An 18,060-nucleotide genomic window follows, 5' to 3' on the forward strand; every position below is an offset into this window, starting at 1 on the left:
TCCACCTTCTTCGGGTTTCCGTCGGCGCGGCACACGGCCGCAAGGCCAAGAATGGGGTCATCGGGAAGGAGAGGCAGTGCTTCTAACATGGCGAAAATTCCTGAAGAGAGCTGGCAAATTTGCCCCAGCAGAATACGCGAGGCTGCCGGCGGAGAAAACAAACAATTCTGAAAGCTAATGTAGTTTCTAGCTTAGTGCGCACTTTTCACGTTTTTTCTGCGGATTTTTTCCTTGTTGCCGGAGGTCAGAGTTTTATCCTAAGCACATAGTTAGAAGGTACGCCGTCATGTCCAATAGCAGTGAAAACAGCACAGCACGCAACACAAACAGCCTTGTGGCGTTTCTGGGTGCGATCAAGTTTCGTAAGCCCGCGAATGCGGCGACCGACGTTGATCAATACTTCGCGCAGCCTCAGCCTCAGGCACGCCAGCGTCGACAGCTCGCCGAAGAAAACTTCTGGATTCGCAGCGCGAACTAAGCACTTTAGTCGCCGCGCTCGACCAGCAGAGCATCTCTTCTACCCGCGCAATGCGTGGGTCAACATTCGTTCGTACATGACCTCTGCCTGCGCGCACATCTCTGACTGAGACGTAGTCAATGTCTGCTCGACGTTGGAAGCTGCCTTCGAGGGTGGCGCAAAGCCACTAGACGCCCAAACTGAGTCGTACCAATACGGCGCCCAAACACCATCACTGTCTCTAGGTCCTTTCGGCCAACTCAACATCGCATCGCTAAACGGCACGGACACCAGCGAACAGAGCTGGGATAACACACCAGCGGGATTAGCTAATGTCATTGCCGCATCCAGCACAGGCGGAACCTTACCGAGACGATCACACTCGCGATCGAACAACGCGGCCTGCTGAGTAAACCCGAGCTCCTCTAATGTGAATTCACTTCTTACCCGGGCGTAAGACGCGATGATCCTCCGCGGCTCCCGTATCAAAAAACAGTTGGTCAGCCCCTCGGTAAAGGCTAAATCCATATTCGGCAGAATGTGTTGCGTCATGTGCTTCTGGTAATACAGCGCCGCCGGCTCATCCTCGCAAAGCGCCTTTGCAACTTTTTCGCAGTCTCGGGGCTGGCTGGACAGTATCTCTGCACGCCCCGGATGATCCAGCCCGGTTTCCGCCAGGTAAGCCGCGTAGAAAGGCTCATCGATCACTGAGCAATCACTGCGGTTTTCGAAGGACCGCATCATCGCTGTACTGATATTGCGGGGACCCGACCACATAGCCACTCGCGTGACCTTCATAACTTAATCCTGTGGGCTGGCATGCAGCCGCCCGGGACCATCGATGTAATCAGCAACATAACGACGATAGGCCGACTGCAGCTCAGTCACTACCGGACCGCGCTCGGCATTGCCTATTTTTCGACCATCCACTTCACGTACCGGCGCCACCCCCGCAAAGGTTCCCGTTACAAAGGCCTCTTCGGCGTTATAAACATCGGTCAGCGTGAAGTTTCGTTCTTTCACCGTCATCCCTTCTGCGGCTGCAATATTTAGAACCTTACGCCGGGTAATGCCATCAAGACAGTAATCTCCGGTGCTCGTCCACAGCTCTCCTCGGCGCACGATGAAAAAGTGCGTGGAGTTACAGGTAGCCACAAATCCATGGGGATCCAGCATGAGCGCTTCATCACAACCAGCCTTCGCTGCCTGAATACAAGCCGTCACGCAATTCAGTTTGGAGTGTGTATTGAGCGTCGGGTCCTGTACGTCGGAATAGCCACGGCGCACGTGTACCGTAAAAAGAGTCACCCCTTTATTGACCGTCTCAGGGAGCGCTGTCTTGTACTCAGGAATGATGACCATCGTCGGCGGCGTTATGGTCATCCTCGGATCCTGGTATGGCGTTGACTTCACGCCCCGAGAAACCATCAGTCTTATATGCACACCATCGTGCATATCGTTCGCCGATAGAGCTGCATAGAGTCTCTTCGTCAATACTTCTTTGGTAACCGTAATATCAAAATCCAGGGTGTGCATGCCTTCATAGAGGCGATCCAGATGTTGCTCCAAAAACAATATGGTGCCGCTTTCAACGCGCAACCCCTCCCACACGCCATCACCCAGCACAAAGCCCGAGTCAAAGACAGATACTGCCGCTTTTTCCCGCGGCAAAAGCTCTCCATTAATGTCGATAAGGATATTCTGATTGCGGTCTGCGCCGCTGTATTCGTGGGTGCCTTGCATACTTAAAATCTCGATTTGTACGATAGAGAACAAGCTGTTGAAAACGCGTCGCATGCTACCATGCACTTTGCTGACAATTTGTATCTTGCGATGCTACGAATCGCAACGTTTTTAAGATCGCGGCGACTAGTGGAACCCGCACTACCTTAAGCACTGTTTGAAGCACTATTCCCAGCACTACTTGCGAAGCATTACTAACGAAGCACGACGTGACAGATTCCCCCAAACAACCTAGCGCCGACACCTTATTCAGTGATCCTCTGCGCGCTCCAGGGCCCTTCCGCTTTGACAGCGATGTCGTATCGGTTTTTCCGGATATGATCCGCCGCTCGGTGCCCGGGTACGAGACGGTTATCGCTATGTCTGGCCTGCTTGCGGGGCGCTTTGCAAGATCCAACAGCAGCGTTTACGACCTCGGCTGCTCTCTGGGTGCCACCACCTTGTCCATGCGGCGTCACATTGACGTAGCCAACTGCACAATCGTGGGCATAGATAACTCCTCAGCAATGATCGCGCGCTGTCGGGAGTTGATCGCCCTGGACGCGGGCAGCACCGCGGTAGATCTTCGAGAGGGCGATATCCTTGAGAGCGAGATCGCGAATGCGTCGATGGTTGTTCTTAACTACACCCTTCAGTTCGTCCCTCTGGAACAGCGCCGTGAACTTCTGCATCGCATCGCTGACGCTTTGATGCCCGGCGGTATTTTGGTGCTATCAGAGAAAGTAGTGTTTCCCGATGATTCATTGAACCAGCTGAACATCGATCTCCATCACGATTTTAAACGCGCCCACGGCTACAGCGATTTGGAAATCGCGGGCAAGCGAGATTCCATTGAAAACGTTTTGATCCCGGAATCCATCGATCAGCATCGCCTGCGCCTGTCCGAGGCAGGATTCAGTTCCAGTGACGTGTGGTTCCAGTGCTTTAACTTTGCCTCAATCATTGCCCTCAAATGATCGATGTTCAAGGCATTCAGCAACGGTGGGCAGACGGGCCTTTGGAACCCTGGGGCGCGCTTCTTCCTGACCAGGTAAAGGCAGGACTCTCGGTTTTACGCCACGGCGATATCCCCAGGTGGGAGCAGGCCCTCGACTCTCTACCTGATATTCCCGTTGGTGATACAGATCTTAGGTCTGGAAGCGTGGCAGTCCACGCGAGCCAAGCGATCGACAACGCAACTTTATCGGTGCTGGAAACGTCGCTGCGCGGGCTATGCCCTTGGCGTAAAGGTCCCTACGAACTGTTCGGGCTAACGATCGACACCGAGTGGCACTCAGATTGGAAGTGGGACAGGCTTAGTCAGCACATCGAACCTTTGGATAATCGGCGCGTGCTGGATGTGGGTTGCGGAAATGGCTACCACTGTTGGCGAATGCGCGGAGCCGGTGCCAGCGAAGTTATAGGGATCGATCCTTCGCCGCTGTTCGTAATCCAGTTTGCTGCTCTTCAGCGTTATATTCAGGATCCTGCGGTTTGTGTCCTTCCTGTCGGTATAGAAAAACTCCCTCCCAAACTTCACGCTTTTGATACGGCGTTTTCTATGGGCGTTCTCTATCACCGACGCTCGCCCATGGAACACCTGATGACCCTGCGCGACAGCCTCCGCAGTGGTGGGCAGTTGGTTTTGGAAACCCTCGTGATCGAGGGCGACGAGCAGCAGTGCCTGGTACCGCAGGGACGCTACGCGCGCATGGGCAACGTTTGGTTTATTCCAAGCTCTGCCATGCTCATTTTGTGGCTGGCAAAGCTGGGCTGGAAGAATCCCAGACTTGTGGATGAATCGGTGACTACGACTGATGAGCAACGTGCGACCGACTGGATGAGTTATCAGTCACTGAAGAACTTTCTGGACCCAGAAGATCCGACGAAGACCTTGGAAGGCTATCCCGCACCGCGAAGAGCCATCCTGATTGCAGAGGCTCCTTGAGCCCCACTTAGCTTCTCTACTCGCTCGTGGTGACGCTTAACGGCCCAGCACACCACAGGAACGCCCCCAAAGTCTTTTCGGCGACTGAAGGCAAGAGTAGCGGTGAGTCACGATCAGCAACACCTAAACGCTAAGTTCAATCAATGCAAAGGCTTACCCGTTCGATGATCCTCAAACACCGTCTCAAACACATCCCGGAAGTTACGCGCGAAGTGCACGTTGATACCTTCTCTGAGGTAATCCGGTAGCTCCTCGAAGTCGCGACGGTTCGCATGGGGCAATATCAGCTCCATGATTTTTGCTCGTCTTGCCGCGATAACCTTTTCGCGAATACCGCCTACGGGCAGCACCTGACCCGTGAGTGTTAGCTCCCCGGTCATGGCCAGAGGACGACGTATGCGCTCCTTACGAGCTAGCGATACCAGTGCCGTCGCAATGGTAATACCGGCGCTAGGGCCGTCTTTGGGTGTAGCCCCCTCGGGCACATGCAAATGCACCATGCTGGTATCGAAGAAGTCCGGATCGCAGCGATAGTCTTTTAAATGCGACACGATAAAGCTGTAAGCAATGTCTGCTGACTCGCGCATGACATCGCCTAAGCGACCCGTCAGCTTAAAGCCACGATTAAGCGTGTGAATACGCGAAGATTCTATAGGGAGCGTAGCTCCACCCATCGCTGTCCAGGCAAGACCCGTTGCTACTCCAATACCGCGTTGGGGCTTTTCCGGCTGAAACAATGGTTTGCCAAGTAGCTCATCGATATCTCGTTTACCAATGCGCCGTTTTTCTACTACTTCTGTCTGCGTCTTCCTCCGCCCTTTGCGGCGACCTTTCACAAAGCCGACAATCGACTTGCGCATGATTCGCGACAGCTGCTTTTCCAGGTTTCGAACACCGGCCTCTCGGCAATAAGACTCAATGACGTACTTCAGTGCCGGGTCATTAATCTTGAGCTGCTCGCTGCCCAGGCCGTGACGCTCAAGCTGTTTTGGCCACAGGTGGTTTCGTGCGATAGCTAGCTTTTCCTCCGCTACGTAACCAGACAGGCGCAGAGTCTCCATACGATCGAGCAAGGGACCGGGGATGGTATCCAGCTGATTAGCGGTACAGATAAACAAAACCTTGGAAAGATCCACGCGCAAATCAAGATAGTGATCAAGGAACTCACTGTTCTGCTCCGGATCAAGCACTTCCAAAAGAGCTGAGGCAGGGTCTCCCCGAAAAGAAGCACCGATTTTGTCGATCTCATCCAGCATGATGACAGGGTTGGCCACCTTCACTTCTTTCAATGCCTGAACGAACTTCCCCGGCATTGCACCCACGTAGGTGCGCCTATGGCCTTTAATCTCGGCTTCGTCGCGCATGCCTCCCAAACTAAAGCGATAGAACTCGCGGCCGAGAGCGTTGGCAACAGACCGGCCAATACTCGTTTTCCCGACTCCGGGTGGACCCACGAGCAACAGAATAGAACCCGCTATTTCACCCTTAAAAGACCCTACAGCCAGGAACTCCAAAATACGGTCTTTCACATCGTCCAGGCCATCATGATCTGTATCAAGGACGCTTGCAGCATGCTTGAGATCAAGATTGTCTTCCGAGGTAAGCCCCCAGGGAACCTGCGTTGCCCAGTCCAGATAGTTCCGCGTGACTCCGTACTCCGGTGAACCAGGCTCAAGCACCGATAACTTCTGAAGCTCATCATCAATACGCTCTCGAACGGCGTCGGGTAACACCAGTGACTCCAATCTCGCCTCAAAGCGCTCGGCGTCAGAGGTGCGATCATCTTTAGAAATACCCAGTTCTTTCTGGATAACCTTCATCTGCTCACGAAGAAAAAACTCTCGCTGCTGATCCGAGACCTTCTCGTTTACCTGCTCCGTGATCTTGCCGCGAAGCTGAGCCACTTCTCGCTCTTTGCCGAGCAAGGCGAGTACCTTCTGCATCCGTGACTGCAGGGGCAGTGTCTCCAGAATCTCCTGAAGCTGATCGCCATTAGCCGAGGTGAGTGCAGCGGAAAAGTCAGCGAGCAGGCTCGGCTGATTCGGATTGAAATTGGCGATGTAGTGCCGCAACTCTTCGCTGTACAAAGGATTGAGTGGCAGCAACTCCTTTACCGCTTGGAGTACAGCCATGGCATAAGCCTTGACGTCATCGCTGTCACGATCACCCTGACTCCGTGGGTACTCGACCTGCACGCGGTAGGGCGCTTTGTCACTGAGCCAGCGCACAATGCGAAACCGACGGACGCCCTGCGCAAGAAACTGCCCCGGATTTTCTGCTGCCATGGGCGGCCGATGAAGTCGAACAACGCAGCCAATCTCCGGGAAATTCTTTGGCTGAGGCTCGGCGCCGCTTAACTGACTGGGATCGACATAGGCAAGACCCACCACCCCATTGGACTTATCCATCACGGCTTTGATTGTGCCGCTCCACTGCTCCGGGTCCATACCTACAGGCTGAACCTGCCCTGGGAAAAACGGCCGCTGGGGCACGGGAATAAGATAAAGCGAGTCCGGCAACACATCGTCCGCGACCGCGGGGCTCGAAGACTTAAGTACGGCCTGATCGTTGACGATCTCGGCGGTCAGATCCAAACCCGGCGAGGTTTGATCATCTGTTTTGTCGTCTTGCATAAGAAATCCTCTGCTTAGACAAAATAGATGGGGGCCAACACGCCGATTTCAACTAGTAGTCTGAACGACGCGAAAATCTATACGTGGCCTGAATACGTCCGAACGAGCGAATCACCCAAGGCTTTCTTCGGGAGCCGAGCGCGGTCAGGCCACGTCGTCATTCGTGCTGTGTCTTTGTACTCGGCTGATCGGCCTACACGCCCCAGTCGTCGATCGCCAAAAAAAATTGGGGGATTGGCTCTTCGACGACTGGACCGCGCAGGCCTCGCACCGAAAAACAACGCGGCTTAAGAGGCCGGCTTGGCGTGGATGCGTTCGAGCGAACGAATCACCCAATGCTTTCTTCGGGAGCCGAGCGTGTCCGCGCCAAGTCGGCCGCTGAACGAGCTATCACGGTCTAGGTTTGGCGTGGATGCGTTCGAGCGAACGAGTCACCCAAGTCTTTTCTCGAGAGCAGAGCGTGTCCACGCCAAGCCGATTACTAGAGCGATTAGTTGTCGCTGCTTAGTCGTCGCTACTCAGTCGTCGCTACTCAGTCGTCGCTACTACGAGGCTTCGCCGGCGTTGATGGCATAGGGAAAGAAGTAACGTTGGTGCTCTCGCCAGGCTTCACGTCAGAAATCTTGGCAACACCCTCTTTTGCCACCTCATCGATGCGAATGACGGAGTGTAGGGGGATGTAGCTGCGCTGCACGCCGCTAAATTCGGTCTTAAGCTTTTCTTCAGCCGGATCCACAAGGATCTGCGAGCGCTCACCAAATAACAACTCTTCAACCTCGATGAAACCCCACATATCGCTTTGGTATATCTGACGGGCAAAGATCTCTACGACCTGATTGCCGTTCTGGAATATAACTTTGTATACAGGACTGTTGGGCATGGCGTTTCCGTTTACTCACTGAGGCGGTCCAAAGGTCTGTGAAAGCCCCGGATTGCCGCGTTTTAGCGGGCGCGAGAGTCTACCTAGCCTAGGCCTTAAATACCAGCAAATTTGCTGGGCAGCGACGGCATCCGGCGCTATACTCCGCGGCCCTTTTACAAAGGCCCTAACTGCGCGTACTAAACACGCAGGGGCGCCCACAAGGTCAGGAGCGGTGAGCAAAAAAGTCTTCGTCAAAACCCACGGCTGTCAGATGAATGAGTACGACTCTGCACGCATGCAGGACTTGCTGGTGGACAGTCACGGACTCGTGCCTACCGATCGCGAGGATGACGCAGACGTAATCCTGCTCAACACCTGCTCTATCCGCGAGAAGGCGCAAGAAAAGGTCTTCCACCAGTTGGGCCGCTGGAAGAATCTCAAGCAGAAAAATCCCGAGCTCATCATTGGTGTAGGTGGTTGTGTTGCCAGTCAGGAAGGAGCAGACATCGGCAAGCGCGCTCCCTACGTTGATCTGGTCTTCGGTCCCCAGACGTTGCATCGCCTGCCAGAAATGCTCGACGAGCGCCGGGGCAGTGGCAATCTCGTCGTGGACATCACCTTCCCCGAGATCGAAAAGTTTGACCGTCTCCCAGAACCCAGCGTTGAAGGGCCGTCGGCTTTTGTTTCAATTATGGAAGGCTGCAGCAAGTACTGCAGTTTTTGCGTCGTCCCATACACCCGGGGGGAAGAAGTTTCCCGCCCTCTGGACGACGTAATCGCAGAAGTCGCCAGTCTGGCGAGTCGCGGCGTTCGTGAAGTCAATCTTCTTGGACAAAATGTTAACGCCTACCGCGGCGAAAGCCATGAAGGCGACATCGTAGATTTTGCAGAGCTTCTGCATTTTGTTGCCGCTATTCCGGGCATCGACCGGATTCGTTACACCACGTCACACCCGGTGGAATTCTCTGAGGCACTCATTCAAGCCTACGCAGAAATTCCCGAGCTTGTGGATCACCTTCATCTGCCCGTGCAGGCGGGCTCCGATCGAGTGTTGGCCAACATGAAGCGCGGCCACACGGTACTCGAATACAAATCAAAGATTCGCAAGCTTCGCGCTATCCGTCCGAATATCAGCCTGTCTTCAGATTTCATTATTGGCTTCCCAGGTGAGACGGAAACCGATTTCGCGGCGACTATGAAGCTGATAGACGACATCGGGTTCGATATGTCCTTCAGCTTCATTTACAGCGCCCGGCCGGGAACACCCGCTTCGGACCTAAAAGATGACACGGACGAAGACACCAAAAAGTCACGGCTTCACATTCTTCAGGCAAGGATTAACCAACAGGCCCAGGCGATCAGCCGACATATGGTAGGCACGCGTCAGCGTATCTTGATCACAGGCCCTTCTCGTAAGGATCCAGGCCAGTTACAAGGCCGCACGGAGAACAACCGAGTGGTCAATTTCAGTGCGGATGACCACGGCCTCATAGGGCAATTTGCCGACGTAACCATTGGCGAAGCGCTGCCCAACTCTCTCCGCGGAGAGCTGATACCCGGAACCGCGGGTTGACTGTGGCGAATTCGTGACTATTCTTGCAGTTCACAGTACATGGCTAGCGCCACCAACAACAATTTGACCTCAGAACCTCCCAGTCCGGGCGGGCAGCCTTTTGGTCTGACCCTCGAACCTGACGATGCACGACATCTAGCGGCCCTGTGTGGGCAGTTTGACGCGCACCTGCGTCAAATCGAAGAGCGGCTGCAAGTAAAAATCCAATCTCGCGGCAATCGCTTTTCGCTGGAAGGCGATGCTGAAGCCGTGGCCGTCGCTAGCGCCTTACTGGAACACCTCTATGCTGAAGTGTGCCAGGGCATCGCCGTTACGCCCGAGTCACTGCATCTTCAACTGCAACATGCGGGGACCGAAGCCAGCGACGACGGCACCTCACAGTTACAAGTGATTCGTACGCGTAAAGGCTCTATCAAGCCCCGTGGGCGCAATCAGCAAAGCTACGTCCGCTCTATTCACAACAACGATATCAACTTCGGAGTTGGGCCCGCAGGCACAGGAAAGACATACCTTGCCGTGGCCTGCGCCGTTGAGGCATTGCTTGAAGAGCAGGTTCGTCGCATTCTTCTAGTGCGCCCCGCGGTCGAGGCTGGAGAAAAGCTTGGCTATCTCCCGGGGGACCTCAGTCAAAAAGTAGACCCCTACCTGCGTCCTCTTTACGACGCCCTCTATGAAATGCTCGGTTTTGAAACTGTCAGCAAATACATAGAACGCAGCATCATCGAGGTAGCTCCTCTTGCGTTTATGCGCGGTCGTACTCTCAACCATTCGTTCATTATTTTGGACGAAGCCCAGAACACGACCCGTGAGCAAATGAAAATGTTCCTAACGCGTATCGGCTTTGGATCTACGGCTGTCATTACCGGCGACGCCACCCAGATCGACTTACCGCGAGGCACTCAATCAGGGCTTACCCACGCCGCGAACATTCTCGAGGATGTGCCGGGCATAGGTTTTACCTGGTTCGCTAACAGAGATGTAGTGCGCCACCCGCTCGTACAGCGAATAGTCGCCGCCTACGAGAGTCACGACGCGAACACCACGAGTCTGGAGAAGAGTAAACCCTGATGCTCACCCTCGACGTATTTCGCGAGACTGTCGAGCAATCCCCGGATGATCAGACCCTCCTACGCGCTGCGGAAACAGCATTGGCGCTAGCAGCGGAACCAGACAAACACTGGGAAGCAGGTCTGCGCATCGTCGACATCGCAGAGATGCAGCAACTTAACTCGCAATATCGCGGCAAGGACAAGCCGACCAATGTGCTGTCTTTTCCGGCTGACCTACCACCAGATGTCACTTTGGATTTGTTGGGAGACATTGTCATTTGTGCCCCGGTGGTCAAAGAAGAAGCCGCTACACAAGAAAAACCCCTCGCCGCACACTGGGATCACATGCTGATCCACGGAGTGCTCCATCTACTGGGTTTCGACCACGAATCTGACGCTGAGGCGACACACATGGAATCCCTGGAAACGCAGGCGCTCGCCACCCTTGGCTGGCCTTGTCCATATCATGCCAACTCGGAGTTTCTCGCTGAGCCCCTCGCGGAAGGAAATCGCTGATGAGCGATGACCGTAACGGCAGTGAAGAAAAATCTCTCCTGGGTCGTATTGCCCAAGCATTTTCTTCTGAACCCCAGAGCAGGGAGGATCTCAAAGAGATTCTCCAGCTAGCAATGGAAAACGACATCATCGAGGAAGACTCGATGTCGATCATCGATGGTGCCATGCAGGTCAGCGGCATGCAGGCACGGGACATTATGGTCCCTCGCCCCCAGATGGTGGTGATCAAAGCTGAAAGCACTCTCGCCGAGATACTGCCTCATATTTCCATCAGCAAGCACTCTCGTTATCCGGTTATCGGAGAAAGCCCGGACGACATTTTGGGCATTTTGCTTGTGAAAGATCTGCTCCCGCAGATTTTGTCCGACGACCGCGAAAGCTTTGACGTTCGCCACCTACTTCGGCAAACCGTTGTAGTACCGGAGAGCAAACGACTCAATGTTCTGCTCCGTGAGTTTCGAGAAAACCGCAATCATATGGCTATTGTCATTGACGAATATGGCGGCGTCGCCGGTCTGGTGACCATTGAAGACGTATTAGAAGAAATCGTTGGTGAGATCGAAGACGAGACGGACGAAGAAGAAGATCAGTTCATTCGCCGTATCGCCGACGATGATTTTTTTGTGCGGGCGCTAACTCCCATCGAGGATTTCAACAGCTACTTCGAGGTGGCGTTCAGTGATGACGAATTCGACACCATAGGCGGCTTGGTTATGCATGCCTTTGGTCACATGCCCACGCGCAACGAAATCACTCACATTGAGGGCTTTGAGTTCAAAGTTATCAATGCTGATCAACGAAAAATCCACAGCCTGCGACTGCGTCCCCCCGGCGCGGAATGAGCGGCACGCTTAGCTCCAGCCCCTCTGCGAGTGCTCTGCCCCGCTGGCAAGTACTGATATTGGCGCCCCTCGCGGGCGCCTTGCTCACCTTATCCCTGGCACCCTTTGATCTATGGCCCACTGCAATCGTAGGCTGCGCCGTGTACGCCTACCTCCTTGCAAGTTGCACCCCTCGGCAGGCTATATGGCGCGGATGGCTGTTTGGCCTTGGCCTGTTTGGCTCTGGCGCCTCCTGGGTTTATGTGAGCATCCACGTCTATGGCAATGCCGGCGTCATCCTCGCTGCGTTTTTAACCCTGGTTTTCTGTGCTGGCCTTGGACTGTTACACGCGCTGCAGGCCTGGCTGTACACACGCATAGTCAGGCCGCTTCCCGGGGGCATGCTCTTAGGTTTTGCCGCTTTCTGGGTATTCGGAGAGTGGCTGCGCAGCTGGCTGCTTACCGGCTTCCCCTGGCTTTACCTGGGGTATGGCCATGTCGACACATGGCTCGCGGGTTGGGCACCGATAACCGGGGTTTACGGACTGTCTTTTGCCGTCGCTTTCACAGCAAGCTGCGTGTTCTTAACCTGGCGAAGCCCGCAACCAGCAACGGTGCTCAGTTATGGTGGACTCCTCGCCACGCTATGGGGTGGCGGACTCATGCTCAAACCCATTGAGTGGGTGGCCCCCGCCAGCGAAAAACCGCTAAGCGTAGCAATCTATCAACCCAATATCCCTTTAGAGCAAAAGTGGGATCGGACGCGCTACCAGAATATTCTCCGCCAGTATGAACGCGCGGTCAGCCCCATGTTCGCCCAAGATCTGGTGCTATGGCCTGAATCTGCGATCCCAAGGGTCGCCGATCGCGCTGGGGAGTTTCTTGATCCTATCGCCCGGCGCGCCAGCATGAGTGATACGGTATTAATCACTGGCATCCCCACACGCGATACTCAAGATCGGTACTTCAACAGCATCATCGCGCTGGGACAGGGCAAAGGGCAGTATGACAAACAACGGCTGGTACCTTTCGGTGAGTATGTTCCCCTGGAAGCGCAGCTGCGGGGACTCATAGATTTCTTTGATCTCCCCATGTCCAACTTCAGCCGCGGCTCGAGCCATCAAGGGCCACTGGAAGCGGGCAATCATCGCGTAGCACCGCTTATCTGCTATGAAATCGTCTATCCCGAACTCGTGGCGCAAAGCGCACAGCAGGCCGAGCTACTCATTACCATCAGCAACGACAGCTGGTTTGGTGCCTCCATCGGCCCCCTACAGCACCTGCAAATGGCTCGTATGCGCGCTTTAGAGAACGGCCGCTACCTCCTTCGCGGGACCAATAATGGCGTATCGGCGATCATTGATCATCGCGGTCAGCTTGTGGCGCGCAGCGAGCAATTCGTTGAGAGCACCCTCATGGGCAACGCCCAGGTTATGCTCGGGAACACGCCTTTCACCAGCTTTGGCTCAATGCCTTTACTCATTGCCTTGGGATTACTCTTGGGAAGTATGAGCCTGATGTATCGAGTGCTGTGGCGGGACGCCGATAAAGAGCACTGAGGCTTCGCCGGAAAACGGGTTTACTGCTACCATGCGCCCTCGAAAAAAAGCACCCAGCAGAGACCATGGAACACTATTACGATCCCCGGAATATTGAACGTGACGCCCAAGCGTTCTGGAACGAAAACCGCAGCTTCGCAGCGCGCGATACCCTCGAAGGCGAGAAGTTCTATTGTCTTTCAATGTTTCCCTATCCCAGTGGCAAACTGCACATGGGACATGTTCGAAACTACTCTATTTCAGATGCCATAGCGCGCTATCAGCGCATGCTGGGCAAGAACGTACTTCACCCTATGGGCTGGGATGCCTTTGGCCTTCCTGCAGAAAACGCCGCCATAGCGAACAAGACTGCCCCGGCGAAATGGACCCACAGCAACATTGGGCACATGCGTGAGCAACTCAAGGCACTGGGCTTCAGTTTTGACTGGGAGCGCGAACTCGCGACCTGCACTCCCGAGTATTACCGCTGGGAGCAGTGGTTTTTTACACGACTCTACGAAAAAGGCCTCGTGTACAAGAAGATGGCCACGGTGAACTGGGATCCGGAGGATCAAACGGTACTCGCCAACGAGCAAGTGATAGATGGTCGAGGCTGGCGCTCGGGCGCCCTTATTGAGCGCCGGGAGATTCCCCAATGGTTCATCCGCATTACCGCCTACGCTGAAGAGCTGCTTAACGATCTGGATAAGCTAGACGGATGGCCAGAGGCCGTGCGCACCATGCAGCGCAACTGGATTGGCAAAAGCCGCGGCGCTGAATTGGCCTTTGGCCTCGAGCAGCCGATCGCGGGGCAAGATCGTATCGAGGTTTACACCACCCGCCCGGACACCCTCTTTGGCGTCACCTATGTGAGCCTTGCTGCAGAGCACCCCATTAGTCTTGCACTCGCGGCGGATAATCCCGCATTAGAGCAGTTTATTGGGGAGTGCAAAAAGGCGTCGGTAGCAGAAGCTGACATGGCCCAGGCCGAGAAGCTGGGTATGGATACGGGGCTCCGAGCAATTCACCCTCTCACTGGGGAGCAGGTTCCTGTATGGGTAGCGAACTATGTACTCATGGATTACGGCTCAGGCGCAGTCATGGCCGTCCCGGCTCACGATGAGCGTGACTATGAATTTGCCAGCAAGTACGACCTTCCTGTCAAAACAGTGATTTGCGACACCGAAGGGCAAGCGGCAGACGTCAGCGATAGCGCCTACACCGATAAAGGCGCGCTTACCGCATCGGGAGATTTTGACGGCCTCGATTTTGATGAGGCTTTTGAGCGTATCGCAGCACGACTCGAAGAGTTAGGCGCGGGCAAGGTCACAACGCAATACCGTCTGCGCGACTGGGGCGTTTCACGGCAGCGTTACTGGGGAACGCCTATTCCCATGCTAAACCTCGCAGATGGTGGCGAGATCCCTATACCCGCGGATCGCCTTCCTTCTCTGCTACCTGAAGACGTGGTGATGGATGGCGTCGCGTCTCCTATCAAGGCGGACCCCGAGTGGCGCAAGTTTGATCTTGACGGCCAAGCTTGTGAACGCGAAACAGACACCTTTGACACCTTTGTTCAGTCTTCCTGGTACTACGCGCGGTTTACCTGCCCGGAGTTTGCCGATGGCATGCTGGACAAAGAACGGGCCGATTACTGGTTACCGGTAGATCAATATGTAGGCGGTATCGAACACGCAATTCTGCACCTGCTGTACGCGCGATTTTTCCATAAGCTCATGCGCGACGAAGGATTGCTGAGCTCTGACGAGCCCTTCGCTCGTCTACTGACTCAGGGCATGGTGCTCAAAGACGGCGCAAAAATGTCCAAGTCAAAGGGCAATACCGTTGACCCGCAATCGCTGATCGATAGTCACGGCGCAGATACCGTTCGACTGTTCAGCTTGTTTGCAGCACCGCCAGACCAATCCCTGGAGTGGTCCGAAGATGGCGTTGAGGGCGCACACCGCTTTGTAAAACGCCTGTGGCGTCTTGTGCACGAACACACGGATAAGGGCCCAGCTCCTGCGTTGGACGCAAACTCGCTCAAAGATAATGAGCGTGATGCCCGACGAAAGGTTCACGAGACCATCGCCAAAGTCAGCGACGACATGGGTCGACGTCAGACGTTCAACACGGCTATCGCGGCGGTTATGGAGTTGTGTAATGAACTCGGCCGGTTGTCGGGGGAAAGCGATCAGTCTCGTGCGGTGATGCAAGAAGGGCTCGATGCTGTGGTACGCATGTTGGTCCCCATCGTGCCGCACATCTGTCATCACCTTTGGGGAATGCTCGGTGGCGACGGTGATGTCTCCTATGCTGCGTGGCCCATCGTCGATGAGTCAGCATTGGTACGTGACACTCTGGAAATCGTAGTGCAAGTTAACGGCAAGGTCCGGGCACGCATGGACGTTGCCGCTGATGCGGATAAGGAAGCTCTGGAAGCCGCCGCCCTCGCCGAAGAGAACGCCCAACGCTTTATGGAAGGCAAAACGGTGCGTAAAGTGATTGTCGTGCCGGGTAAACTTGTGAACATCGTGGTCGGTTAAACTGGATGCTATGGCAGTTACAACCGTATTCACAAACCGAACAGTAATCGGAGCAATAGTTTGAACAACAGCGTCCCTGGCAGACTAACCCGCTCTTCGCTGGTCATGATGCTGTGTCTGGTCCTTGCTGGCTGTGGTTTTCAATTGCGAGGCACAGGCGGGGGCTCCGCGATGCCGGCTGAATGGAGCCGCATGTATCTAGCCTCCAACGATCCCAATGGCGAACTCACCCGGATCGTTGAATCTACCTTTAGCGCCAGCGGCATTGTTTGGGTACCCCGCGAGGAAGCACAACATATCCTGCGCCTGGGACCCGAGATGTTTAGCCAACGAAATTTGTCGGTCAACGCCCAAGCGCGCGCTGCAGAGTTCGATTTGCAGATGAGTGCGGACTTCATGGTCTTTGATAGCAATCGCGAATTAGTGATGGAGCGCTCTACGGCTGCAGTCAATAAGCAGATGGAAAATGACCCTCAGAATGTTGTGGGTAAAGCTGAAGAAGTTCGAGTACTCCAGGGCGAGCTGCGCCGAGAGCTCGCCGCGCAGATCCTGCGCAGGATCAGCTTTTTTGCTGCTAACGTCGAATAGCATCGGACTATGCGCCTCTATCCCGAGAAGCTTGCCCAGGATCTCGACCGAAAACTCCACCGCGTGTATCTCATCAGCGGCGACGAAACACTGTTGGTTCAAGAGTGTGCCGATCAGGTGCGCGCCGCTGCACGTCGCGCGGGCTGCCATGAACGTCACGTCGTTGATAGCAGTGACCGCGGCTTCAACTGGCAGGACCTTACGCAGGACTCCAGCAGCATGTCGCTGTTCGCCGAGCAGCGGCTCATTGAACTGCGCATACCCAATGGCAAACCGGGCGCCGAGGGCAGTAAGGCCCTTCAGGAGTATCTCGAACATGCTCCCGAAAGCGACACGCTACTCATAGTCGCTGGGAAGATCGACAAAGCCAGCACGAACAGTAAGTGGTACAAGGCCATTGATCAGGCGGGGGCCACAATCCAGCTCTGGCCAGTGAATGCTGAAGAACTCCCGCGCTGGCTCGAACGTCGCGCGCGAAGCATTAACCTATCCATTGATCGTGATGGCCTAACGCTCCTCGCCGAAAGGGTCGAAGGCAATTTATTGGCAGCAGTGCAGGAACTCGAGAAGCTCCGTTTGCTGGCCGGCGACAGTATGGTGACGGCCAAGCAAGTGGCGCATGCGGTGGCTAATAGCGCGCGTTTCGACACCTTTGCACTCATCGACGTAGCCTTGGCGGGACGCTCCGATGACAGCCTGCGCATGCTTCACGGCCTGCGTTCCGAAGGCACCCAGCCACCCGCATTACTTTGGGGGCTAGTTCGAGAGCTGCGCCTACTGCGAGGTCTTATGCAGGCTGTTGAAGCTGGGCGCCAGCCCATGCAAGCGCTCAACGAAGCCCGCGTCTGGAAAAGCCGTCAATCGGTAATTCAGGCAGCCATGCGCAGACACACGGTAACCAGCTGCGAAGAGTTGCTATCCCTGGCTGCCCATGTCGATGGCTGTATCAAGGGTTATGCGCAGGGCGATCCGTGGGAACAAACGGAGTGGCTTATTGCGGGACTTGCGCGAGATGGCAAACCGACCCTGTCGCGATCGGCCTAGTGTGACAGGCCACCGAACGCCATCCTTACCAATCAGCGGCGCCTGTAACTGCGGCGCAGTCCGCTTTGAAATCAACACTGACATTTCAGATATCTATGTCTGCCATTGCTCGATCTGCCGACGTTCCACGGGGAGTAATGGCATAGCCGTTATTGTCATAGATAACACGGCGTTTCGCTGGACAGCGGGTGAAGACAGCATTGCCACTTGGAAGAAACCGGACGTCGACTGGCAAACATGGTTTTGTCGCTGCTGTGGGTCACCCCTCCCGGGCGCTAACGACGCCGAGCGCACCTTTGTCCCCGCAGGCTTGCTCCTGGAAGGCAGTGAGTCTCTCTCGGTGAAGCACCACATTTTTGTGGACTCAAAGGCTGACTGGGATGAGATCGGCGATATCGGCTGCCAGCACCCCGGGGCCTTTGGCAGCTAGGCAGACTCAATAGCGGCCTTCGCGAGGCCCTGGCAACAACATGTCTAGATAGGCGACAGGTCAAAAGTATTTACTTGCAGGATGCTCACTTTAAGACTACTGTTTTTATATACAGTACTTTTGGAGAGCAGCGATGTATCAGGATTCAGGCAATACTTTACACGGCACCCCACACAACAATCCACACAACAACCCACTCAGTAATCCTGTACATCAGTTGTCCGGGCGCCTAGCCGCAAAGGAAATCCCTGAGAGCCTGCACAGCGTCATAAGTCGCCGTGATACTTGGCTCGGCTATAGCGATCTTGCCAGTTCGCCACACATTGATAATGC

General features: G+C 55.0%; 16 protein-coding genes and 1 pseudogene. 13 read left to right on the forward strand and 4 right to left on the reverse strand.

The features are described from left to right. Positions 1-286: 286 nt before the first annotated feature. On the forward strand, positions 287-478 hold the full coding sequence (locus AB8B76_RS12865) for a hypothetical protein (protein WP_405273047.1): 192 nt from the start codon (positions 287-289) through the stop codon (positions 476-478). Positions 479-517: 39 nt separating this feature from the next. Here the strand turns inward: AB8B76_RS12865 and AB8B76_RS12870 are convergent, their stop codons facing one another. Together AB8B76_RS12870 and AB8B76_RS12875 are read right to left on the reverse strand one after the other, a co-directional pair. Continuing rightward, positions 518-1,255 (reverse strand): HAD family hydrolase, encoded by a 738-nt coding sequence (locus tag AB8B76_RS12870; protein WP_405273049.1) that lies wholly within the window; start codon positions 1,253-1,255, stop codon positions 518-520. A gap of 3 nt (positions 1,256-1,258) precedes the next feature. Next, positions 1,259-2,254, reverse strand: a complete 996-nt coding sequence (locus tag AB8B76_RS12875; protein WP_405273050.1) for an aminotransferase class IV — start codon at positions 2,252-2,254, stop codon at positions 1,259-1,261. Between the two features lie 155 nt (positions 2,255-2,409). Between AB8B76_RS12875 and cmoA the strand changes: the two genes are divergently transcribed. Together cmoA and cmoB are read left to right on the forward strand one after the other, a co-directional pair. Then, positions 2,410-3,156 (forward strand): carboxy-S-adenosyl-L-methionine synthase CmoA, encoded by a 747-nt coding sequence (gene cmoA, locus AB8B76_RS12880; RefSeq protein WP_405273051.1) that lies wholly within the window; start codon positions 2,410-2,412, stop codon positions 3,154-3,156. Beyond that, positions 3,153-4,127, forward strand: coding sequence for a tRNA 5-methoxyuridine(34)/uridine 5-oxyacetic acid(34) synthase CmoB (gene cmoB / locus AB8B76_RS12885; RefSeq protein WP_405273053.1), 975 nt, complete (start codon positions 3,153-3,155; stop codon positions 4,125-4,127). Before cmoA ends, cmoB begins: the two co-directional genes overlap by 4 nt. A gap of 140 nt (positions 4,128-4,267) precedes the next feature. On the opposite strand, the gene lon is transcribed toward cmoB, so the two are convergent. Next, positions 4,268-6,760 carry an endopeptidase La gene (gene lon / locus AB8B76_RS12890; protein WP_405273055.1) on the reverse strand — a complete coding sequence of 831 codons (2,493 nt, stop codon included), beginning with the start codon at positions 6,758-6,760 and terminating at the stop codon, positions 4,268-4,270. 532 nt (positions 6,761-7,292) lie between these two features. Beyond that, positions 7,293-7,640 carry a DUF1820 family protein gene (locus AB8B76_RS12895; RefSeq protein ID WP_405273057.1) on the reverse strand — a complete coding sequence of 116 codons (348 nt, stop codon included), beginning with the start codon at positions 7,638-7,640 and terminating at the stop codon, positions 7,293-7,295. 214 nt (positions 7,641-7,854) lie between these two features. Between AB8B76_RS12895 and miaB the strand changes: the two genes are divergently transcribed. The 10 genes and pseudogenes from miaB to AB8B76_RS12945 form a co-directional block, all read left to right on the forward strand. Beyond that, positions 7,855-9,195: a tRNA (N6-isopentenyl adenosine(37)-C2)-methylthiotransferase MiaB gene (miaB, locus tag AB8B76_RS12900; protein WP_405273059.1), complete on the forward strand. Its 1,341-nt coding sequence runs from the start codon at positions 7,855-7,857 to the stop codon at positions 9,193-9,195. Between the two features lie 39 nt (positions 9,196-9,234). Beyond that, complete coding sequence (locus AB8B76_RS12905) at positions 9,235-10,263, forward strand: PhoH family protein (protein ID WP_405273061.1); 1,029 nt, start codon at positions 9,235-9,237, stop codon at positions 10,261-10,263. Then, positions 10,263-10,760, forward strand: coding sequence for an rRNA maturation RNase YbeY (gene ybeY, locus AB8B76_RS12910; RefSeq protein WP_405273062.1), 498 nt, complete (start codon positions 10,263-10,265; stop codon positions 10,758-10,760). The genes AB8B76_RS12905 and ybeY overlap by 1 nt, the downstream gene beginning before the upstream one ends. Continuing rightward, positions 10,760-11,602: an HlyC/CorC family transporter gene (locus AB8B76_RS12915; protein WP_405273063.1), complete on the forward strand. Its 843-nt coding sequence runs from the start codon at positions 10,760-10,762 to the stop codon at positions 11,600-11,602. Before ybeY ends, AB8B76_RS12915 begins: the two co-directional genes overlap by 1 nt. Then, complete coding sequence (lnt, locus tag AB8B76_RS12920; protein ID WP_405273064.1) at positions 11,599-13,140, forward strand: apolipoprotein N-acyltransferase; 1,542 nt, start codon at positions 11,599-11,601, stop codon at positions 13,138-13,140. The genes AB8B76_RS12915 and lnt overlap by 4 nt, the downstream gene beginning before the upstream one ends. Before the next feature lie 65 nt (positions 13,141-13,205). After that, the gene (gene leuS, locus AB8B76_RS12925) at positions 13,206-15,665 is read left to right on the forward strand and encodes a leucine--tRNA ligase (protein ID WP_405273065.1); all 2,460 of its coding nucleotides are present in this window, start codon (positions 13,206-13,208) and stop codon (positions 15,663-15,665) included. A gap of 60 nt (positions 15,666-15,725) precedes the next feature. Then, positions 15,726-16,253 (forward strand): LPS assembly lipoprotein LptE, encoded by a 528-nt coding sequence (gene lptE, locus AB8B76_RS12930; RefSeq protein ID WP_405273066.1) that lies wholly within the window; start codon positions 15,726-15,728, stop codon positions 16,251-16,253. A gap of 9 nt (positions 16,254-16,262) precedes the next feature. Further along, the gene (gene holA / locus AB8B76_RS12935; protein ID WP_405273067.1) at positions 16,263-17,297 is read left to right on the forward strand and encodes a DNA polymerase III subunit delta; all 1,035 of its coding nucleotides are present in this window, start codon (positions 16,263-16,265) and stop codon (positions 17,295-17,297) included. Between the two features lies 1 nt (position 17,298). After that, entirely contained in the window at positions 17,299-17,727 is a 429-nt protein-coding gene (locus AB8B76_RS12940) for a GFA family protein (RefSeq protein ID WP_405273068.1), read from the forward strand. 133 nt (positions 17,728-17,860) lie between these two features. Beyond that, positions 17,861-18,060, forward strand: a pseudogene (locus AB8B76_RS12945) (hypothetical protein); the annotation flags it as partial.

The sequence above is a fragment of the Congregibacter sp. genome, from assembly GCF_045107095.1.
Lineage (GTDB): Bacteria > Pseudomonadota > Gammaproteobacteria > Pseudomonadales > Halieaceae > Congregibacter.

Excerpts from the sequence above, each read along its gene's own strand:
- AB8B76_RS12865 (WP_405273047.1), top strand. The coding sequence starts at position 287 with ATGTCCAATAGCAGTGAAAACAGCACAGCACGCAACACAAACAGCCTT.
- AB8B76_RS12870 (WP_405273049.1), bottom strand. The coding sequence starts at position 1,255 with ATGAAGGTCACGCGAGTGGCTATGTGGTCGGGTCCCCGCAATATCAGT.
- AB8B76_RS12875 (WP_405273050.1), bottom strand. The coding sequence starts at position 2,254 with ATGCGACGCGTTTTCAACAGCTTGTTCTCTATCGTACAAATCGAGATT.
- cmoB (WP_405273053.1), top strand. The coding sequence starts at position 3,153 with ATGATCGATGTTCAAGGCATTCAGCAACGGTGGGCAGACGGGCCTTTG.
- lon (WP_405273055.1), bottom strand. The coding sequence starts at position 6,760 with ATGCAAGACGACAAAACAGATGATCAAACCTCGCCGGGTTTGGATCTG.
- AB8B76_RS12895 (WP_405273057.1), bottom strand. The coding sequence starts at position 7,640 with ATGCCCAACAGTCCTGTATACAAAGTTATATTCCAGAACGGCAATCAG.
- AB8B76_RS12905 (WP_405273061.1), top strand. The coding sequence starts at position 9,235 with ATGGCTAGCGCCACCAACAACAATTTGACCTCAGAACCTCCCAGTCCG.
- ybeY (WP_405273062.1), top strand. The coding sequence starts at position 10,263 with ATGCTCACCCTCGACGTATTTCGCGAGACTGTCGAGCAATCCCCGGAT.
- AB8B76_RS12915 (WP_405273063.1), top strand. The coding sequence starts at position 10,760 with ATGAGCGATGACCGTAACGGCAGTGAAGAAAAATCTCTCCTGGGTCGT.
- lnt (WP_405273064.1), top strand. The coding sequence starts at position 11,599 with ATGAGCGGCACGCTTAGCTCCAGCCCCTCTGCGAGTGCTCTGCCCCGC.
- leuS (WP_405273065.1), top strand. The coding sequence starts at position 13,206 with ATGGAACACTATTACGATCCCCGGAATATTGAACGTGACGCCCAAGCG.
- holA (WP_405273067.1), top strand. The coding sequence starts at position 16,263 with ATGCGCCTCTATCCCGAGAAGCTTGCCCAGGATCTCGACCGAAAACTC.